The organism is Candidatus Bipolaricaulota bacterium, assembly GCA_021159055.1.
GTDB lineage: Bacteria > Bipolaricaulota > Bipolaricaulia > UBA7950 > UBA9294 > S016-54.
Window position 1 is genome coordinate 12,928 of the sequence record JAGGSO010000013.1, and the last position, 19,504, is coordinate 32,431.

Here is a 19,504-nt window from a genome sequence, read left to right on the forward strand (position 1 = left end):
TTTTTCCTCATCCGAATTGTAGCATCGCGGCCTTCTCCGGTCAAACCTGCTACTGCGTAAGGATTTCCGTGATCAGCGCCTGTCGGACTTCCGGCTCAAGAGCGGCTTTATCAGCGGGCGTTCCTCCCCGCGGAGAAGGCGGGAGATATTGCTCCGGTGGGTGAACAAGATGAACGCGGCCAACCCGGAGGTGAGCCCGAGAAGGAGCGGAGGATAGGTCCCGATCCCATAGTGATTGAACAGCCCGATCGCGATCGGGACGCTGACTGCGCCGAGGAGCGAGCCGACCGACACCCGGCCGGTGAGTACGAGTGCGAGCGCGAACACCCCGGCGGCGATCCCGAGCGGGAGCGGTGCGACCCCGATCAGCATCCCGGTCGTGGTGGCAACCCCTTTTCCCCCGCGGAATCCGATGTAGACCGGAAACACGTGCCCGATGACCGCAGCCAGGCCGCACAGGACAGCCGTTTCCGGCGCCCCGAGGGGGAGAGGGCCGAGCGGGATCCGGGGAATGAGCGTTGCGGCGATCAGTCCCTTCCCTAGGTCGATCACTAGCACCGCCACCCCGGCCTTCCATCCCAGGGCGCGCCACGTGTTCGTCGCACCCACGTTTCCGCTTCCGACCTTCCGGATGTCGATCCCCTTGATCAGCTTTCCCGCGATGAGCGCGGTGGGGATCGCTCCGATCAGATACGCGATCAGAATAAGGCCGATAAGACTCATATCAACCGATCTCCTTTCTCAGGTTCTCGATCATCCGCGAACTCATCTTCCGCAGCCGGGCGAGCAGCGCGTCCTCGTCGAGCTTCGCGTCGGCAAGGATGGGAGCAACCTGGGGGTCCGCGCGGAGTGCGGCGAAGAAATCGGCATCCTCGCGCACCGCGCGTTCCGCCGCCCGCTTCACCGCCTCATGCGCAGCACGGCGCGGCATCCCCGCCTTCACCAGCTCCAGGAGGACGGCCTGGGAGTGGATCGCCCCGCGGGTGAGGTGGAGGTTCGCCGCAATCCGGTCGCGATGCACGACGAGCCCGGCAACCAGTTTTGTCGTCTTCACCAGCATGTAGTGAACGAGGAGGAACGAGTCCGGGATCACCACCCGCTCGACCGACGAGTGGGACATGTCCCGCTCGTGCCACAGGGCGATGTTCTCCAGCGCTGCCTGCAGGTTCCCACGCAGGATCCGGGCCAGACCGCAGATCCGCTCGGCGGTGATCGGATTGCGCTTGTGCGGCATGGATGATGACCCCTCCGGCTGCGGCTCCTCCACCTCGCCCACCTCGGTGCGGGAGAGGTGCCTTATCTCCAGCGCGATCTTCTCCAGGCTCGCTCCGGTGATCGCAAGCGCGGACAGGACCTCGGCGTGGCGATCGCGCTGGAGGATCTGACTCGCCACCGGCGCGGGGCGCAGGCCGAGTTTCTCAAGCGCGCGCTTCTCCACCTCCGGCGAGATCTGCGAATAGGTCCCGACCGGGCCGGAGAGCTTCCCCACGCTGATCGTCGCTTGTGCAGCTTGCAACCGCACGAGATCGCGGGCGATCTCCGCCGCCCAGTTCCCGAACTTCAGCCCCAGGGTCGTCGGCTCAGCGTGCATCCCGTGCGTCCGGCCGATGATGACCAATTCTTGGTACTCGACCGCCTTCTCGAGGAGCAGCTCCTTCAGCCCGGTCGCCTCGTTGAGGATGATGTCGAGCCCGTCCCGCATCTGCAGGGACAGGGCCGTGTCCTTGACGTCGGATGAGGTGAGCCCCTGATGGATGAATCGTCCCGGCGGGCCGGCCTGCTCCTCGAGCGAGCGAATGAACGCGAGCAGATCGTGATGGATCTCCGCCTCGATCGCGGCGATCCGGTCGGGATTCACGTGCACCCTGTCCCGCACCGCAGCGTACGTCCCCGCCGGGACATCGCCATGCGCCTCCAGCGCCGCGAGCGCGGCGAGCTCGACCTCGAGCCAGCGGACGTACTGCGCTTCCAGCGTCCACAGCTCCCGCATCGGTGACAGGCTATATCGTTCGATCATCTTCGAATCCGCATCCTCCGGCGGATGTACCTCCCGCCTATGCTAATCATACTCCCCCGCCCGCGTCCGGAGAAAGTCCGGCCGGGTAGCCGCTTACAAGCAGATCGTCCCCGAACCGCGCGATCACAACGTCCTTGAGCCTGAGCGCAGCGGTGACTCGCTCGACTCCGCTCCCTCCGACCGCCGTGACCGCGTTGCGGCCGCCGATGATGATCGGGGCGATGAATAGCGCGACTTTGTCCACCAGCCGCGCCTCCAGGAACGCAGCTGCGGTCTCACTCCCCCCTTCGACCAGAAGGGAGTCGAGGTTCTCCTCCCCGAGCCGCCCCAGGAGCCTTCGTAGGTCGACCTTCCCCTCAGCTCCGGGCAGGCGCCAGACCTCGACTGCCTGAGCGCGAAGCCGCTCCTCCTTCTCCTCCGGCATCGCTGCGGTGGCGACGATCGTCCTTCCCTCCTGATGGAACATCCTCAGATCAAGCGGGATCCGACCAGCACCGTCGAGTACGATCCGCACGGGATTCGGGCCCTTGACGTGACGGACGGTGAGGAGCGGATCGTCGCGGATCGCGGTGGTTGCTCCGACGAGGACGGCGGCGAACCTTCGGCGGAGGCGATGGACCTCGGTCCGCGCCTCCTTCCCGGTGATCCACTTTGAATCGCCGGTCCGGGTCGCGATCTTCCCGTCGATGCTCTCGGCGAGCTTGAGGAGAACGAACGGGATCCTGGTGGTGATGAACTTGAAGAAGATCTCGTTCGCGCGCTGCGCTTCCTGTTTGAGCACCCCTTCCGTCACTTCGATCCCGGCGGCGCGAAGTTTATCTATCCCCCGACCGCTCACGAGCGGGTTCGGACCGCGGCGGGCGACGACGCCGCGGGAGATGCCGGCCGCGATGATCCGATCGGCACACGGTGGAGTCTTCCCGTAGTGGGAGCACGGTTCGAGGGTGACGTAGATCGTCGCGCCAGCCGCCTCCTCCCCCGCTTCCTCCAGGGCGAAGACCTCGGCGTGCGGCCCGCCGAACCGTTTATGCCAGCCCCGGCCGATGATCTCTCCATCCTTTACCACCACCGCGCCGACGATCGGGTTCGGATTGGTGTATCCCTCACCCCGCCGGGCGAGCTCAAGTGCGAGGCGCATGTAGCGCTCATCGACCGAGTTCGTGGGGTTTGTTGGGTTCATGGGGTCAGCTCGCTGCTGCGATCAGGGCGCGCATGGCGGCGATTCGATCCGGTTTCCCGAAGATCGCCGATCCAGCGACGATCAGCTCCGCCCCGGCATTGACTACCTTGCCGACGTTGGTCGCGTTGATCCCGCCGTCTACCGAGATCGTAACCGGCCGTTCCCCGATCTCCGCCCTCAGCTTCTCAATCCGATCCACCGCTTCCGGCATGAACTTCTGCCCCCCGAATCCGGGTTCGACGCTCATCACCAGGACGAGGTCGACGAGGTCGAGGTAGGGGAAGACCGCGGTGATCGGGGTAATCGGTCGAAGCGAGATCCCGACCTTGCACCCGAGCCTCCGGATCTCCTCGATCGTCCGGAACGGCTCGTCCTTCGATTCGAAGTGGAATGTGATCATATCGGCCGGGGTGACCTCGAACCGGGGTGCGTAGTGGATCGGATAGTCGATCATCAGATGGATGTCGAACGGCTTCTCCAGTCCGCGGCGCAGTGAGTTCACCACCGGCGGCCCGATCGTCAGGTTGTCGACGAAGTGCCCGTCCATTACGTCGATGTGGAAGTAGTCGGCGAGCGGCTCGACCTCCCGCGCCTCGGCCCGCAGGTTCCCGAAGTCAGCCGACAGAAGGGATGGGGAGAGCTTCATCTCCGCCTGCTCACCGAGAGGAGCATCAGGAGCTGGAGCGCAGCCATGGCCGCAGCGGCGACGTAGGTGAGAGCGGCAGCAAACAGGACCTCTTTCACCTCGCCGAGCTCCTCTTCGCTCACCAGGTACCCGTCCCGCAGGGCGGCGATCGCCCGGCGCGAGGCATCGAACTCGACCGGCAGCGTCACCAGAGTGAACAGGACTGCGACAGAGAACGCGAGGATTCCGATCGTCATGAACGGTTCGTACCGGAAGATCAGCCCGAGGAAGAACAGGGGAAACGCAAGTTGGGAGCCGAGGTTGGCCACTGGGACGATCGCGCTGCGCAGCGCGAGGGGCTTGTAACCACGGGCGTGCTGGATCGCGTGGCCGGCTTCGTGCGCCGCCACCCCGACCGCTGCCACGGACTGGGAATTGGGCTCGGACAGGCGGAGGACCCTGTGCCGTGGGTCGTAATGGTCGGACAGAGCACCGCGGATCCCCTGGATCTCGACGTCGGAGATCCCGGACGCCGCCAGAATCCGCTGCGCCGCCTGAGCAGCAGTGATTCCAGACGCGGTCTGCACCCGCGCATAGCGCGCGTAGGTGGAGCGCACCTTGTACTGGGCATAGAGTGCTAGGATGAGTGCGGGCAACAGAATCAAGATGCTCGGCCCCATGAAGAAAGGAAGCCCCCACAAGTACATCTTTCATTCCCCCTTATCCGAATTCCGCCCGTTAAGTATAAATCGACGGTGAACACCGGACAAGGTCCGGCGCAGGAACAGAAACGCCGTTCCCGCTGCGATGATCCCCCCGGCGATGTCCGCTCCCCAGTCGGCGATCGAGGCGTCGCGGGCCGGAACGAACAGTTGATGCAACTCGTCGCTTCCGGCGTAGACCGCGGTCAGGACGAAGGCAGCGAGGATCGGTCTTTTCCCGAACGAGCCCGCCGCGGCCAACAACCCGAACAGGAAGAACTCCCCGCAGTGGAGAATCTTATCCCCTCCCGGGATCGGGAGGAGCGGGCCGCCGTTTGTGAGCGGGAGCGAGGAGAGGTAGAAGATCGCCCCGGCGTAGGCGATCAGAACTGTGCGCCAGAACAACTTCCTGTTCATCGTTCCTCCGATGAAATGGGAGAGGGCCTGTAAGCCGGATTCTGTCGCGGGGGACCATTCATCTGTTGCGGCCTACCCGAAGGCTCGGGCGGGCAGCCCTCAAGCGCCTTCCTACTTGGCCTTGCTCCGGTCAGGGTTTGCCGAGCCGGCCCGGTCGCCCGGACCGCTGGTGGGCTCTTACCCCACCGTTTCACCCTTGCCTGTGCCCGACGGCCAGCGGCCGTGGGCCATCGGCGGTCTGTTCTCTGTGGCACTTTCCCGAGGTTGCCCCCGCTGGGATTTCCCCAGTGACCTGCCCTGTGGAGTCCGGACTTTCCTCGGAGGGTTCACCTCCGCGGTCCCCTGGCCCTCTCCCGCTTCGTGCGCGTGTAATGACAGTGCGGACAATAGTATACCACATCCTCACCGTACAGGGTGCGCGTCCGCCGCACGCGCAGGATATGACCGCAGCGCGGGCAGATGCGACGATGGGCGATGAACGCCGCCCCTCCCAGCAGGGCGAGGACGAGGATTACGAGCAGGACCCGCCCTGCTCCGCCCCCGTTTCCCTGCGGCGCTCCTCCTGTGCCTCCGAGCCCGCGGGCGAGGGCGGGAAAGATCGCCTCCATCGCCTCCCTGATCCTCCGATGGGCGACGAGGTCGGAGATTCCCTCCTGCACGTAACTAGCGAGCCCGGGATGGGCAGCGGCGAGCGCCGTCCCGGCAAGGACGCGGGCGTCCCAATCTCGTCCGGTCTTGACGAACACAGCGAGAAGAGTATTCCCCGCAGCTATCCCCCATGCGTCGAGGATGGCGACGGCGTAGCGATCGAGGTCGTGGAACGGATCGTCCCAGCTCGCCAGGATGTATACATCGATCCCATAGCGCGCCTTAGCATCGGCGATGAGGGAATTCAGGGCGTCGCGGCCGTGGCGATCGAGGACGTTCCCGTAATCGGACAGGTTCCCGATCGGGCGGGGAAGGGGAAACGCGACCGCTTCAGCGAATAAAACGACGATGAGAAGGGAAAGGATCGCCCTCAGCGGACGTAGAGGATGCGCGAACAATTCTCGCACGTCACGATCTCGTCCGTGTTGCGCGCCCGCTCGACCGTGTGCCCGCTCACCCGCAGCTTGCATCCGGTGCAGATTCCGTTCACCACCGGGACGACCGGGTCGGGGAAGCTGCGCCGCAGGTTCTCGTAGCGAGCGAGGATGGAGGGAGAGACTCCGGCGGCGAGTTCGGCCCGCGCCGCCCGCGCCGCGGCGAGGGACTCCTCCGTCGCAGTGATCCGGGCGTTGAGGGCCTCCTCTTCCTCGTCCAGGGCGGAGAGCCGGGCGGTCAGCTCCTCCTCTGCCCGGGCGAGGTTTTCCTTTTCCTCCACAATCCGATCCATCAGGGCGAGGGCCTCGTCCTCCAGCTTGCTCATTCGCTCCCGCTGGATAACGATCTTCTCCCGCAGCGCCTCCATTTCCTTGTAGCTGATGATCCCTTCGTCCAGCTCCTTCTGGTAGGCATGGATCTGCATGTCGAGCTCATCGACCTCCAGGTTGCGCTGGCGCGACTCCCGCTCGAGCTCCGCCAGGGCCTGACGCATCCCCTCAACTCGGGCTCGTTCCTCCTCGCGGCGCTTTTCGATCCGAGCGAGCTGCCTCCGCAAATGCTCGATCTGCACCGCGATTGCAGTGCATTCCTGATCCTTCTCCTGCAGTGCGAGCAGCCGTTCGATCTCTCCGGTCACTCCATCTCCCACGTCATGGTTTTCCCGACTATAAAAGGAGACCCCGGCTTGTGCAACCCGGTTTCATCGCACTACTATAGCCGCGTGGGTTGTAAGAGGCGATGAAAACGGTGATAGAAGAAATACACGCTCGATCGATTGCATGGAAAAACATGAGGGAACGACATGAGTCGATTGTACGATGAGATCTATGCGGTGGTGCGGCAAATCCCGCTGGGCAAGGTCGCTACCTACGGGCAGATCGGAATGAGCCTTGATCCTCCATGTCCGGCCCGCACCGTGGGCTGGGCCCTCGCCGCCCTGGGAAGGACGAACGTTCACCCCCCTGTCCCGTGGCACCGGGTGGTGAGCGCGCAGGGCGAAGTACGCATGGGTGAACGCCAGCGGCGGCTCCTCGAAGGGGAGGGGATCGAGTTCGACGCGGCAGGGAGGATCGACCTGCGAAGGTTTGGGTGGGATGGAGGCTAGCCAGCCCGCAACCCATCCGCTCTTCCTCCATCATGCGGTCATACACACCCGGTTCACTCAAGAAAAGGAGGTACAACGGTGCACACACCGGTCGTAATCTTCGCGGCTCAGTCCGGACGATCGTGGACTGTTGAAGGTCTTCAGCGGATGGCTTATACCCTGGCAGCGGATTCAGTCGCCAGTTGCCACTGAAGTAGACTAGAGCGAAGATAAGTCTAGGAGGCTGATATGCGCGGAGTGATGAAGGCGATAATTGCATTCCTGGTCTTTGTTCTGGTCGGCCTGAGCGCCGTGGGAAAACCTTGGAGCGCAGAAAGGATCGTCAAGGATGTTACCTATTGCACGGTGGCCGGTGTCGACTTAACGATGGATCTCTACTACCCGCAGACCGGGGGTTCTCCGTATCCAGTTGTGATCTACGTCCACGGCGGTGGTTGGACAAGCGGGTCGAAGCGCGGCGGGGCGGGGATGCGCGACGTTCCAACCCTCCTCGCTCACGGCTACGTTGTCGCCGCGATCGACTATCGCCTCGCCCCGGCCTACAAGTTCCCCGCCCAGATCGAAGATGTTAAGTGCGCTGTACGCTACCTCCGTGTCCACGCCGACGAGCTCAGGATCGATCCGGATCGCATCGGCGCCTACGGCGGAAGCGCGGGCGGGCACCTCGTCGCCCTCCTCGGAACGGCGGACAACGACGCATTTTCCGGCGACTGCCCCTGGGAGGCCTCGAGCCGGGTGCAGGCGGTGGTCGATATGTTCGGCCCGGCCGACTTCTCTTTGTTCGAGTTCATCGGCTCGAAGAAGGCGATGTCGGTGTTCGGGGCGTCCGACGCGACCGATCCGATCTTCGCTCAGGCGAGCCCGGTCACCTGGGCTTCGTCCGATGATCCGCCGTTTCTCATCCTGCACGGGGACAAAGACCCTGTCGTCCCGCTGTCGCAGTCACAGAGCCTGTACGATCACCTGCAAGCCGCTGGCGTTCCGGCAGAGCTTGTGGTGGTGAAAAACGCTGGGCACGGGTTCAAGCCGACCGGCGGAAAGATCGATCCGAGTCGTCAAGAGATCTCGGAGCTGATCGCCTCTTTCTTCGACCGCTGGCTCCGCTAACTACCGGGGCGGGCACGGAAACATCCCGGTCCACAGAACGAGGAATGCCGCAATTGCGGCCATCACCATCGGCCCGTAGACCGATGTCCGTGCCATGTTGTAGAGTGCGATCGCTGAGACTGGAATCACTGATTCTAACTTCTGGTCGCGGAGTAACCGATTTCCTTTTCCTACCACCGCCTGCAAAGGACAAAATAACATCGGGGTTAAAATGCAGGATTTTTGAAATCCTATTAGGATTTTGGTAAAATTTCGTCGGGTGGTGCTATGGTATACGAAGCCGATCAGATCAAGGTATTAGAAGATTTAGAGGCGGTGCGCGTCCGTCCCGGGATGTACATCGGGAGCACCGGCCAGGCCGGGTTGATGCACCTGATCGAGGAGATCGTCGATAACTCGATCGACGAGGCGCTCGCCGGGTACTGCACGGAGATCCACGTGATCGTCCATCCGGACAACTCGGTCACTGTGTGGGACAACGGGCGTGGGATGCCGGTTGGAATCCACAAGGAGGCCGGGATCAACGCCGTCGAACTCGTGATGACAACCCTCCATGCCGGAGGAAAGTTCGACAACAAGAGCTACCGGGTGAGCGGAGGGCTGCACGGGGTCGGGGTATCGGTGGTCAATGCCCTGTCCGAGTACATGCGCGTCGAGGTGCGCCGGAACGGTAAGCTCTACCGCCAGGAGTTCTCCCGCGGGCAGAAGCTGACCGAGCTCGAAGTCGTGGGAGAGGCGGACGATACCGGGACGACGATCACCTTCCTCCCCGATTCCGAGATCTTCGGGGAGATCCACTACAACTTCTCCAAGCTCTCCCACCGCTTGAAGGAGCTCTCCTACTTAAACGGCGGGCTCCTCATCGTCCTCACCAACGAGGCGGCTGGAGTGACGCGCCGCTACCAGGCGAAGGGAGGAATCGTTTCCTTCGTCAAGGAGCTGGCGGCGAACAAGGAGCCGCTCCATCCCAAACCGATCTACGTCCACGGAGCGGAGAACGGGATCGATGTCGAGATCGCGATGCAGTTCACCGACAGCTACGACGAGTCGATATTCGCGTTCGCCAACAACATCAACACGGTCGACGGCGGGACCCACCTGACCGGGTTCAAGACCGCCCTGACCAAGTTCCTGAACGACTACGGCCGGGAGAAGAGGATCCTGCGCAAGAACGACCCCAACCTGCGGGGTGACGACATCCGCGAGGGGTTGGTGGCGATCATCTCGGTGAAGATTCCAAACCCGGAGTTCGAGGGACAGACCAAGACCAAGCTGGGAAATCCTGAGGTGGCGAGCATCGTCGCCGGGATCCTGCAGGAGGAGCTGACCCTCTACTTCAAGAAGCAGCCCAAGGTGGCACGGGCGATCATCGAGAAGTCGATCACCGCCTCCCGGGCGCGGGCCGCAGCGGCAAAGGCGCGGAAGATGGTGCGACGCAAAGGAGCGCTCGCCGCCACCACCCTCCCGGGGAAGCTCTCCGACTGCTCGAGCACCGACCCGGAGAAGAGCGAGCTGTTCATCGTGGAGGGGGATTCGGCCGGCGGGAGCGCCAAGCAGGGGCGCGACCGGACGTTCCAGGCGATCCTCCCACTGCGGGGGAAGGTCCTGAACGTGGAGAAGGCGCGGCTCGCCAAGCTCCTCGACAACAAGGAGCTCCGCTCGATCATCACCGCCCTCGGGACCGGGATCCGGGAGGAGTTCGACATCAACAAGCTCCGCTACCACAAGCTGATCCTGATGGCCGACGCCGACGTGGACGGGGCGCACATCCGCACCCTGCTCCTCACCTTCTTCTACCGCTACCTGCGCGCCCTGATCGAGAACGGCTACGTGTACATCGCCCAGCCGCCCCTCTACCAGGTGAAGGACGGGAAGAAGACCCTCTATCTCTATTCGGACGAGGAGTTGGAGGAGTTCCGGGCCAATCACGACGGGAAGTTCACCATGAAGCGGTTCAAGGGGCTGGGAGAGATGAACCCGCGCGAGCTGTGGGAGACGACGATGAACCCGGAAAAGCGGATCCTGAAGCGGGTGGAGATCCGCGACGCCCTCGAGGCGGACGAGATCTTCTCCACCCTGATGGGAAGCGACGTGGAACAGCGACGGGACTTCATCCGGGAGAACAGCGACAAGATCACAACGCTCGATATCTAATAGGGGGAACAATGCGAAGATACGAGATTGCTGGGATCGTCGGGGCACTGTTGGTGATCGCTTCTTTTTCCGCCTTCCCGGCATCGCTCGGGGTCGGGGTGGGACTCGATCCGACCGGGTTGATCCTGTTCAACGTAACTTCGGACATGACGCTCGGGGAATCGTTTGGATTCAGGGCCGAGCTCGGGTTCTCCACGATCGACGTCGCGGGGCTGATGCTGATCGGCGGCCTCTTGTTCGTCCACCAGCCGATTGAGTTTATCGATCCGTTCGTCGGAGTGGGGATCGGAGCAGCGATCACCAAGGTCGGCGGGAGCGCGCTCACGGTGGAGGGGGAGGCCGGGACGAAGGTGGCATTGTTCGGTCCGCTCTTCGCGTTCGCCGATCTCCGCTACATCGTCCGGTTCACTGCATACGGAATCAACTACGGCCCCCTGTACGAAGCCGGCCTCGCGCTCAACTTCTAGATGGTCTACCTCGGGATCGCGCTCGGTGCGATCACCCTTGGCTTCATCTGGTGGAACCTCTCCCTCGACGCCCTGTGGCAGCCGACCGATCGCACCACGGTTCAGTTGATCCTGTCCCTTGCCGGAGTGAAGCCGGGCGAGACCGTGGTCGATCTCGGCTGCGGGGACGGGAGGATCGTGGTGGCGGCAGCGCGGGAATACAACGCCTACGCCCGCGGGGTGGAGATCGACCCGTTCCGCGCGCTGTGGGGGAAAACGTGGATCCGCCTCGCCGGGTTGAGCGACCGGGCACGGATCACCTGGGGTGACATGTACCAGTTCGATTTATCCGCCGCGGACGTCGTCGTCCTGTTCCTCTCCGGGAAGGCGAACCAGAAGCTGACGCGCAAGCTCTCCCGCGAGCTGCGGACAGGGGCGCGGATCGTCTCCTACTACCACCCCCTGTACGACTTCGCCCCGGTGGAAGTGGGAAGGGCAAAGGATGGGTACCCCCTCTACCTCTATCGGATGGGGGTCTCAGATGTCTAGGCGGCTTTCCTCCCTCGCTCGTGCCCTCGAGATCGCGCCCGTGCCGGAGTGGGAGAGGATCGAGGTCGTCGGGATTGCCCAGGACTCCCGCCGCGTCCGGCCGGGGGAGATCTTCGTCGCGATCCCCGGGTTCGTCGCCGACGGACATGACTACATCCCGGACGCCGTCGCCCGTGGCGCCATCGCGGTCGTCGGCGAGCGCCGGGTGGAGGCCTCGGTCCCGCAGCTCGTCGTCCCCGACTCCCGCATCGCCCTCGCCCAACTCGCCGCTGCATTCTACGGCGACCCGACGCGGGAGCTGTTCACCGTCGGGGTGACTGGGACAAACGGGAAGACGACCGTCTGCCACCTCTCCGCCCACCTCCTCGGGGAAGGGAGGACCGCACTTCTGAGCACGGTGGCGCTGGAGGAGCGAGGGATACACGCGGTGACCACGCCGGAGTCCCCGTTCATCCAGCGGTTCGCGCGCGCGGCGCTCGATTCCGGAAGGGAGAACCTGGTGATCGAGGCGTCGTCCGCCGGGCTCGCCCTCCACCGGACCGACGGGGTCGACTTCGACGCCGCGGTATTCACCAATCTCACCCACGACCACCTCGACTTCCATCCCGATTGGGACTCCTACCTGGCGGCGAAGCTCCGCCTGTTCCAGGGCCTGAAGCCGGGCGCCGCCGCGATCGTCAACCGCGACGACCCGGCCGCGCCCCGGTTTATCGCCGCCACCCAAGGGCGCGTCCTCACCTACGCGATCCACCGTGCCGCCGACCTGCGGGCGATCGAAATCGAGTATCACCGCGATCGGACCGCGTTCACCCTGGTAGCGCAGGGGAGCGAGGTCCGAATCGAGCTCCGTCTCCCGGCCGAGTACAACGTGTACAACGCCCTTGCCGCCGCCGGAGTCGGGCTCGCCAAGGGGCTCGAGCTCGCGGAGATAGGGGAAGCGCTCCGGACCGCCCCCGCGGTGCCAGGGAGGCACCAGACGCTCCGCGCCGTGACCGGGGCGACTGTGATCGTCGACTTCGCCCATTCCCCCGACTCGCTGGCCCGGACACTCCGGTTCCTTCGCCCCCGCTACCGCCGCGTGATCTGCGTCTTCGGCTGCGGCGGCGCGAGCGACCGGGCGAAGCGCCCGATCATGGGTAAGATCAGCGGGGAGCTCGCTGACTTCACGATCCTCACCACCGATAACCCGAAGGACGAGCCCCCGGCTCGGATCATCGACGAGATCGAGGCCGGGATCAAAAACACCAACGGGAGGTACACCCGGATCGTCGACCGCAGGGACGCGATCCGGCGGGCGATCGAGATCTCCGGAGCGGGAGACGTCGTCCTCCTGGCCGGGAAGGGGCACGAGCCGTATCAGATCGTCGGCCACAAGTTCGTCCCCTACAGCGATGCCGGTTTTCTCCGGGACGAGGGGTTGGCTGAGTAGCCTCTCTGCTTGCGCCGATAGCGGAGATCGGGGATAATTTGTTTGTCGGTCCCGTCGTCTAGTGGCCTAGGATATCGGGCTCTCATCCCGGCGACAGGGGTTCGAATCCCCTCGGGACCAAAGAAACGCCGAGGCGCGGGCCTCGGTTTTTTCTTCGTTTGTCTACACGGGTAGATCGAGCTAAAATAGAAAAGGTGAATAAAGATGAAGCGGCTACCTGATCTGCTGACCGCCTCGCGCGGGATCATCGCTGTCATCGTCGCGCTCCTCGGCCTCGTCGGCCCGGACGCGCTGGAGTGGGTGATCCTGCTCATCATCATCGGCTGGACGACCGACATCATGGACGGTCGCCTCGCCCGCAAGTACCAAAAAGAAGCGACCTGGATCGGAGACCGGGAGTTTGCGTTCGACATGGTCATGGTCCTCGGCGGGTTGTGCTACCTCGTCCTCGCGGGGTTCATCCCGCTGGCCCCGGCCGCCGCCTACGTCGGGGTGGCGACCCTGTTCATCGCCTACTTCCGCTCCAAGATGGTCACGATGTCGTTCGCCTTCCCGGTCGTCGCCCTCCCGCTCATCGTCGCCTACTTCAACGCCCCGCGCGCGGCGTGGATCTTCATCGCATGGATCGTCCTCGCCCTCCTCTACGACTGGAAGCGGTTCAAAGGGGTGGTCCACGAGTTCATCGAGAACGCCAAGGCGCTGTCACACCGCTAGATCAGCCTGCCGGAACTGCGGTTGAGGTGGGCATAGGCGCGGTCGGTGGCGACCCGCCCCTGCGGGGTGCGCTTGATGAACCCCTCCTGGAGGAGGTACGGCTCGACGAGGTCGGTGAGCGTGTCTTTCTCCTCGGACAACGCGGCGGCGAGGGTCTCCAGCCCGACCGGCCCGCCGTTGAACTTGTCGATGATGGCGATCAGGACGGCACGGTCGAGCTTATCCAGGCCGGCGTCGTCGATCTCGAGCATGGCGAGAGCAGCCTGCGCCGTCTCCCGGTCGATCTTCCCGTTTCCCCGCACCTGGGCGTAGTCGCGCGCCCGCCGCAGGAGGCGTCCGGCGATCCGCGGGGTACCGCGGGCCCGTGCCGCGAGCTCGCGCGCGCCGCCCTCGGTCACCTCAACCCCGAGGAGCCTCCCCCCGCGGACGATGATCGCCCGCAGCTCCTCCACCGAGTAGAAGTTCAACCGGAACGAGACCTCGAACCGATCGCGCAGCGGGGCGGAGATCAACCCGGCACGGGTCGTCGCCCCGATCAGGGTGAACGGCGGGAGGTCGATCCGCAACGACTGGGCATTCGGCCCTTCTCCGAGGATGATATCGATCTTGTAGTCCTCCATCGCGGGATAGAGGATCTCCTCCACCGGCCGGCGCAGGCGATGGATCTCATCGATGAAGAAGATGTCGCGCGGTCGCAGGTTGGTGAGGATCGCCGCCAGATCTCCCGCCTTCTCGATCGCTGGCCCGAGCTGATCCTGATTCCTACCCCCATCTCTGTCGCGATGATCTGGGCGAGGGTCGTCTTCCCCAGCCCGGGTGGACTGTGTAGAAGAACGTGGTCGAGCGGCTCATCCCGCTGCTGCGCCGCTTTGATGTAGATGCGCAACTTCTCCTTCACCGCGTCCTGACCGATGAACTCGTCCAGGGTGCGCGGGCGCAGGGTCTTCAGCGTCAGCTCGTCCTCGGCGGTATCAGGCTGAACGATCCGTTCGGTTCTCATCTTGTGGCCATTTTACCGGAGATCCCACCGCCCGATCAATCTTTGTCACCATTGATCCGCTGCATAATCTCGCGCTTGATGGCAGAAAACATCTTCAATGCCCGAGATAGAACTCCGCCAGGGCAGTACCGCCTGTCAGGTAGAACTTATTGGAATCAGGCAACTCGGCAAATGTCTTCAGAGCGAGCTTTTGAGCGTCGGATAGGATCCCTTTATTCTGCGGTTGCCGTGTCTTCATCACGGAAGTAGCCCTCCCACAGCCGACGGATGAGGGGCGGGAGGTTGAGATCGGGGAGGAGACGCCTGATCTCGTCCCAATCAAGGGCAGCGATGTCCTCGGCCCTGCCGTGCGTGAGGACCTGGCTTATCCACCACCGCCGCTGCCACGGATCGGAGAGGTCGATCTCCCGCTTCGACCAGACGATTCTGTTTTTAGCCTCTTTCATACCGCCTCCGACTGCAGGATAGCTTAAACATCGCGGTCGCACAACTGATTCGCGTCGTAAGCCATCCCGATGGGAGTGACGGATGCTACGAAATCTTCTGTCACGCTTTGGGCACCGGTCGGTCTTGAAAGGTCCACGGTTAGAACCCCTCGTGCTCGGTGCGGGCGATGATCTCGTCCTGGAGGGCCTTGCTCAGATCGCAGAAGTAGTCGGAGTAGCCAGCAACGCGCACGATCAGGTCGCGATAGCTATCCGGATCCCGCTGCGCCGCGCGGAGGGTCTCGGCATCGACCACGTTGTACTGCACATGGTGACCGTCGAGGGCGAAGTAGCCGCGGACGAGCTGGACGAACTTCTTCAATCCGTCGGTATCAGCGAGGAGCCGTGGGGTCAACTTCTGGTTCAGCAGGGTCCCGCCGGTGCGGAGGTGGTCCAGCTTCGCCGCCGAGAGCAGGGCCGCGGTCGGGCCGTGCCGGTCCGCCCCTTGCACCGGTGAGATCCCCTCGGACAGCGGCCTTCCAGCGCGGCGGCCGTCCGGGGTCGCCCCGGTCACCGCTCCGAAGTAGACGTGGACCGTGGTCGGGAGGAGGTTGATCCGGTACTCGCCTCCCTTGGTGTTCGGCCTCCCATCGATCGCGGAAAAGTACGCCTCGAACACGGCTTGCATTACCTCATCGGCGTAGTCATCGTCGTTCCCGTACTTCGGGGTCTTGTTCACCAGGAGCTGGCATAGAGGCTCCGCCCCGACGAAGTCGGAAGAAAGCGCGGTGAGGAACTCGTCCATCATCACGTCCCGTCGGTCAAACACGTGATACTTGAGTGCAGTCAGGGAGTCGGTTATCGTCCCCAGCCCCACCCCCTGGATGTAGGTCGAGTTGTAGCGCGCCCCATCGGCATGGTAGTCGCGCCCACGGTCGATGCAGTCATCGATCAGGATCGACAGGAACGGAGCGGGCATGTACTCGGCGTACAGCCGCTCGATCACGTTGTTCCCCCTGATCTTGACGTCGATGAAGTGGTTGAGCTGGCGCTCGTAAGCGGCGAACAGCTCGTCGAACGACGCGAACCCACGTGGGTCGCCGGTTGCGATCCCGATCCGCTTCCCGGTGCGCGGGTCGACTCCGTTGTTCAGGGTGATCTCGAGCACCTTCGGCATGTTGAAATAGCCGGTGAGGATGTAGGACTCCTTCCCGTACGCCCCGGTCTCCACGCACCCGCTTGCCCCGCCGCACCGGGCGTCGACGATCGATTTTCCCTGGCGGACGAGCTCCTGCACGATCGCATCGGCGTTGAACAGCGACGGCTGGCCGAACCCGGTGGCGATGATCTCCGCCGCCCGCTGCAGGAACCGGTCCGGGTTCTTCTTGGACACCTGAATCCGTGCGTTCGGCTGGATCAGCCGCATCTCCTCGACCACATCGAGGATCAAATAGCTCAGCTCGTTCACCGCGTCCCGACCGTCCGGGGTCAGTCCGCCGGGATCGACGGTGACGAAGTCGGTGTAGGTGGCGCTCTCCTCCGCCGTCACTCCGACCTTGGGCGGGGCCGGCTGATTGTGGAACTTGATCCACAGGCACTGGAGGAGCTCCTCGGCCTGGGCACGGGTGAGAGTCCCGTCCCGCAGCCACCGTTCGTAGCACGGCCACAGAAGCTGCTCGCGCCCCCCCGGGCTGACCGCATCCCCGGTGTTCAGCTCGAGCGTCACCCCGAGGTGGACGAACCAGTAGTACTGGATCGCCTCCCAGAAATCGCGCGGGGCATGCGCCGGAACACGGTCGCACACCGCGGCGATCCGAAGGAGTTCCTGTCTGCGGGCGGGATCAGGCGTGCTCTCGGCCAGGGCGCGCGCCTTCTCGGCGTGACGGCGGGCGTAGGCGATCAGCGCGTCGGCGGCGATCCCCATCGCGACAAGCTCCTCGTACTTGTCGTAGGCGCGGGGATCGTTGAAGTAGTCGAGCGCTTCGATCCGGGCGGAGATCCTGCGTTTGAAGTCGAGCATCCCCTGGTGATAGATCTTGTCGTCGAGCACGGTGTGGCCCGGGGCGCGCTGCTCCATGAACTCGGTGAACACCCCGGCGGAGAACGCGGCGTGCCACTCCGGGGTCATCGCAGCGAACAGCCGTTCCCGCATCGACCGTCCTTGCCAGAACGGGATGATCTCCTCGGCGTACAGGCGCCGCGTCTCGTCCGACACCCGAAACGATACCTTGTCGCGCGAGTCGAGGACCTCCAGGTCCGCAAGTGAGTGGCAGCAGAGCTCGGGGTAGGTGGGGACGTGCCTCGGCCGCGGCCCCTTCTCCCCCACGATCAGCTCCCCGTCGCCGATCCAGACCTCCTTGTTCGCAAGGAGGTGGGCGAACGCCAGGGCGCGGGTCACCGGTGCGGAACGGCTCCCGCGATCGTTCCGGTAGAATTCCGTGATCAGCCGCGCCCGCTCGGGTGAAATCACAGGTTCCGCCGCCAGGCTCTCCTCCCGCAGCCGCTTAACCCGGGGCGACATCCCCATACCGCTCACCTCCGATCATCACCTGGAGTTTATACCGCAAGAAGATCTCCGCAAGTCCTTCCATCCGGGCCTGGGGAGGGACCGGCGTATCCACGAGTTGGTATTTCAGCCCGAGCCGGGCGTATTTGTCGCTCCCGGCGCGGTGGTAAGGGAGGAGGTCTATCGGGTAGGGGGTGGGAAGCGCGGCGACGAACCTTGCGATCCCGTCCATGTTCTCCTCGGAATCGGTGATCCCCGGGATCACCGGGACGCGGACGATCACCCTTGCCCCGCGCGACGCGAGGAGACGAAGGTTCTCCAGGATCGGGCCGTTCGGGACCCCGGTGTAGCGGCGATGCAGATCATCGTCGATCAATTTCAGGTCGTAGAGGAAGAGCCCGGCGTATCCTGCGACCGCCTCGACCACATCGGCGGGGGCGTAGCCCGAGGTATCGATCACCGTCGCGAGGCCATTGACGCGGCAGGCGCGGAGGAGCTCGATGAGGAACTCGGGCTGGGCGAGCGGCTCGCCCCCGGAGAAGGTGACGCCGCCGCCGGACCCATCGAAGAACGTCCGGTCGCGCTCGATCTCGGCGACGAGCCATTCAACCGTAACCTCCCGCCCGACCGTCTCCAGCGCGTCGCTCGGACAGGCATCGACGCAGCGGCCACAGGAATCGCACCTTTCCCGGTCGAGCGCGATCACCCCGGTGGGAAGCGAAAGCGCCCCATGGGGGCATGCGGGAAGGCAGCTTCCGCAGCCGATGCAGCGAGCCGGACGGACGAACATCTCCGGTGTGAACTTTTTCCCCTCGGGATTGTGACACCACGGACAGGCGAGCGGACACCCCTTGAAGAAAACGGTCGTGCGGATCCCGGGCCCGTCGTGCACCGCGAACCGCTTGATGTCGAATATCATCCCCGTGGCCAACCCGCATCCCCTTACCCCAAGTTTAGCGGGATGATATCGCCATCATCCGCGGTCAACAACGGAATGCGCTTCCGAGGAGACATTCAAACAAGCGACCTCGTCGTCTGAGACTGGGCAGGGACGGGAGCTTATCCCTCCTGGTGAAGAAGGGAGAGAACTTAACGCGGCACTTCAGCGTGCAGTACGAGCAACGCAACTACGTCATCATCGCCTTTTCGTATTCATCCAACAGGGAATCGATGAGTTCGTGGACCGAGGTGATCTTCTCCACCCGGTAGGCGTTAGCGCCGGCAAAGGCGAATCCATCGCTCAGCTTTCCTTTCTTGGCGTTGGTCAATGCGCGCGCGATGCAGTAGGGAGATGTCCGGTAGTCGCATGTCTTGAGGCACTTCCACGGACACTCAAACGGCTTCTTGATCCCCCGCGCTACATCATCGAGAAAATCATTGCGTATCGCTCTTCCCGGGAGCCCGACCGGGCTGTCGATTATCACCAAATCATCCTTTCTGCATTTAAGATACATCTCTTTAAACGCGGGAGAGGCATCGCATTCGTAGGTGGCGACGAACCTGGTCGCCATCTGCACCCCTTGTGCGCCTAAGCGCATGAACCTGGCGATGTCCGCTCCGGTGAATATGCCTCCTGCAGCGATAACCGGGATCTCCTTGCCGAACTGCTGCGCGAACGGCTCTATCGTTTCGATGACCGCAGGTACGAGTTTCTCCAGCGCATAGTTGGGGTCGTCGATCTCCTCCTTCTTGAATCCGAGATGCCCCCCAGCCAGCGGCCCCTCCACGACCACTGCATCGGGGACATGTTGATACCGTTTTGCCCAATGCTGGAATATGATCCTTGCCGCTCGTCCAGAAGACACAATCGGAACGATCTTTGTGCGAGCCTGCTGCAGCCTCTCCAGTGACAGCGTCTTGGGAAGCTTGAGCAAAAGCCCCGCTCCGAGGAAGAGGAGGTCCGCTCCTTCGTCCACGGCCACCTTTACGAGATCATCGTAATCGGAGAGGGCGAGCATGATGTTCACCCCGATGACCCCGTCAGACAAGTCTCTTGCTCTCCGCAACTCCTTACTCAGAGCCCTCTTGTTGGCCTCGCGGTAATTC

General features: G+C 63.7%; 19 protein-coding genes, 1 tRNA gene, 1 other RNA gene and 2 pseudogenes. 8 read left to right on the forward strand and 15 right to left on the reverse strand.

What is annotated here, in order from left to right; all coding sequences use genetic code 11:
• Nucleotides 1-72: 72 nt before the first annotated feature.
• The 9 genes and pseudogenes from plsY to J7J55_00760 form a co-directional block, all read right to left on the reverse strand.
• A complete protein-coding gene (plsY, locus tag J7J55_00720; protein MCD6141239.1) occupies nucleotides 73-723 on the reverse strand; it encodes a glycerol-3-phosphate 1-O-acyltransferase PlsY in 651 nt (216 codons plus the stop codon).
• A gap of 1 nt (nucleotide 724) precedes the next feature.
• Nucleotides 725-2,017 (reverse strand): adenylosuccinate lyase, encoded by a 1,293-nt coding sequence (locus tag J7J55_00725; protein MCD6141240.1) that lies wholly within the window; start codon nucleotides 2,015-2,017, stop codon nucleotides 725-727.
• Between the two features lie 46 nt (nucleotides 2,018-2,063).
• The gene (gene ribD, locus J7J55_00730) at nucleotides 2,064-3,197 is read right to left on the reverse strand and encodes a bifunctional diaminohydroxyphosphoribosylaminopyrimidine deaminase/5-amino-6-(5-phosphoribosylamino)uracil reductase RibD (protein ID MCD6141241.1); all 1,134 of its coding nucleotides are present in this window, start codon (nucleotides 3,195-3,197) and stop codon (nucleotides 2,064-2,066) included.
• 4 nt (nucleotides 3,198-3,201) lie between these two features.
• Nucleotides 3,202-3,843, reverse strand: coding sequence for a ribulose-phosphate 3-epimerase (gene rpe, locus J7J55_00735; protein MCD6141242.1), 642 nt, complete (start codon nucleotides 3,841-3,843; stop codon nucleotides 3,202-3,204).
• Nucleotides 3,840-4,529: a zinc metallopeptidase gene (locus J7J55_00740; GenBank protein ID MCD6141243.1), complete on the reverse strand. Its 690-nt coding sequence runs from the start codon at nucleotides 4,527-4,529 to the stop codon at nucleotides 3,840-3,842. The genes rpe and J7J55_00740 overlap by 4 nt, the downstream gene beginning before the upstream one ends.
• A gap of 3 nt (nucleotides 4,530-4,532) precedes the next feature.
• Nucleotides 4,533-4,940, reverse strand: a complete 408-nt coding sequence (locus J7J55_00745) for a VanZ family protein (GenBank protein MCD6141244.1) — start codon at nucleotides 4,938-4,940, stop codon at nucleotides 4,533-4,535.
• A 14-nt stretch (nucleotides 4,941-4,954) separates the two neighbouring features.
• Nucleotides 4,955-5,294, reverse strand: an RNA gene (rnpB, locus tag J7J55_00750) — RNase P RNA component class A.
• A gap of 242 nt (nucleotides 5,295-5,536) precedes the next feature.
• Nucleotides 5,537-6,058, reverse strand: a pseudogene (locus J7J55_00755) (TPM domain-containing protein).
• The gene (locus J7J55_00760) at nucleotides 5,959-6,660 is read right to left on the reverse strand and encodes a hypothetical protein (GenBank protein MCD6141245.1); all 702 of its coding nucleotides are present in this window, start codon (nucleotides 6,658-6,660) and stop codon (nucleotides 5,959-5,961) included. The pseudogene J7J55_00755 and the gene J7J55_00760 overlap by 100 nt, the downstream one beginning before the upstream one ends.
• A 165-nt stretch (nucleotides 6,661-6,825) precedes the next feature.
• Between J7J55_00760 and J7J55_00765 the strand changes: the two genes are divergently transcribed.
• The 8 genes from J7J55_00765 (at nucleotide 6,826) to J7J55_00800 (ending at nucleotide 13,527) form a co-directional block, all read left to right on the forward strand.
• Nucleotides 6,826-7,128, forward strand: a complete 303-nt coding sequence (locus tag J7J55_00765) for an MGMT family protein (GenBank protein ID MCD6141246.1) — start codon at nucleotides 6,826-6,828, stop codon at nucleotides 7,126-7,128.
• 228 nt (nucleotides 7,129-7,356) lie between these two features.
• On the forward strand, nucleotides 7,357-8,235 hold the full coding sequence (locus J7J55_00770) for an alpha/beta hydrolase (GenBank protein ID MCD6141247.1): 879 nt from the start codon (nucleotides 7,357-7,359) through the stop codon (nucleotides 8,233-8,235).
• A gap of 267 nt (nucleotides 8,236-8,502) precedes the next feature.
• Nucleotides 8,503-10,389, forward strand: coding sequence for a DNA topoisomerase (ATP-hydrolyzing) subunit B (gene gyrB, locus J7J55_00775; protein MCD6141248.1), 1,887 nt, complete (start codon nucleotides 8,503-8,505; stop codon nucleotides 10,387-10,389).
• Nucleotides 10,390-10,400: 11 nt separating this feature from the next.
• Nucleotides 10,401-10,856, forward strand: coding sequence for a hypothetical protein (locus J7J55_00780; protein MCD6141249.1), 456 nt, complete (start codon nucleotides 10,401-10,403; stop codon nucleotides 10,854-10,856).
• Nucleotides 10,857-11,384, forward strand: coding sequence for a class I SAM-dependent methyltransferase (locus J7J55_00785; protein MCD6141250.1), 528 nt, complete (start codon nucleotides 10,857-10,859; stop codon nucleotides 11,382-11,384). It abuts the gene before it with no gap.
• Complete coding sequence (locus J7J55_00790) at nucleotides 11,377-12,813, forward strand: UDP-N-acetylmuramoyl-L-alanyl-D-glutamate--2,6-diaminopimelate ligase (GenBank protein MCD6141251.1); 1,437 nt, start codon at nucleotides 11,377-11,379, stop codon at nucleotides 12,811-12,813. Before J7J55_00785 ends, J7J55_00790 begins: the two co-directional genes overlap by 8 nt.
• 47 nt (nucleotides 12,814-12,860) lie before the next feature.
• Nucleotides 12,861-12,933 (forward strand) — tRNA-Glu (locus tag J7J55_00795).
• Nucleotides 12,934-13,017: 84 nt separating this feature from the next.
• The gene (locus tag J7J55_00800) at nucleotides 13,018-13,527 is read left to right on the forward strand and encodes a CDP-alcohol phosphatidyltransferase family protein (GenBank protein ID MCD6141252.1); all 510 of its coding nucleotides are present in this window, start codon (nucleotides 13,018-13,020) and stop codon (nucleotides 13,525-13,527) included.
• Here the strand turns inward: J7J55_00800 and ruvB are convergent.
• From ruvB to J7J55_00830, 6 genes and pseudogenes are all read right to left on the reverse strand, one after another.
• Nucleotides 13,524-14,527, reverse strand: a pseudogene (gene ruvB / locus J7J55_00805) (Holliday junction branch migration DNA helicase RuvB). The gene J7J55_00800 and the pseudogene ruvB overlap by 4 nt on opposite strands.
• 94 nt (nucleotides 14,528-14,621) lie before the next feature.
• Nucleotides 14,622-14,765: a hypothetical protein gene (locus tag J7J55_00810; GenBank protein ID MCD6141253.1), complete on the reverse strand. Its 144-nt coding sequence runs from the start codon at nucleotides 14,763-14,765 to the stop codon at nucleotides 14,622-14,624.
• On the reverse strand, nucleotides 14,740-14,973 hold the full coding sequence (locus tag J7J55_00815; GenBank protein MCD6141254.1) for a hypothetical protein: 234 nt from the start codon (nucleotides 14,971-14,973) through the stop codon (nucleotides 14,740-14,742). The genes J7J55_00810 and J7J55_00815 overlap by 26 nt, the downstream gene beginning before the upstream one ends.
• A 139-nt stretch (nucleotides 14,974-15,112) precedes the next feature.
• Complete coding sequence (locus J7J55_00820) at nucleotides 15,113-17,473, reverse strand: glycyl radical protein (GenBank protein ID MCD6141255.1); 2,361 nt, start codon at nucleotides 17,471-17,473, stop codon at nucleotides 15,113-15,115.
• The gene (locus J7J55_00825) at nucleotides 17,457-18,389 is read right to left on the reverse strand and encodes a glycyl-radical enzyme activating protein (protein MCD6141256.1); all 933 of its coding nucleotides are present in this window, start codon (nucleotides 18,387-18,389) and stop codon (nucleotides 17,457-17,459) included. Before J7J55_00825 ends, J7J55_00820 begins: the two co-directional genes overlap by 17 nt.
• A gap of 196 nt (nucleotides 18,390-18,585) precedes the next feature.
• The coding region (locus tag J7J55_00830; protein MCD6141257.1) for a nitronate monooxygenase at nucleotides 18,586-19,504 on the reverse strand (919 nt) is incomplete at its 5' end.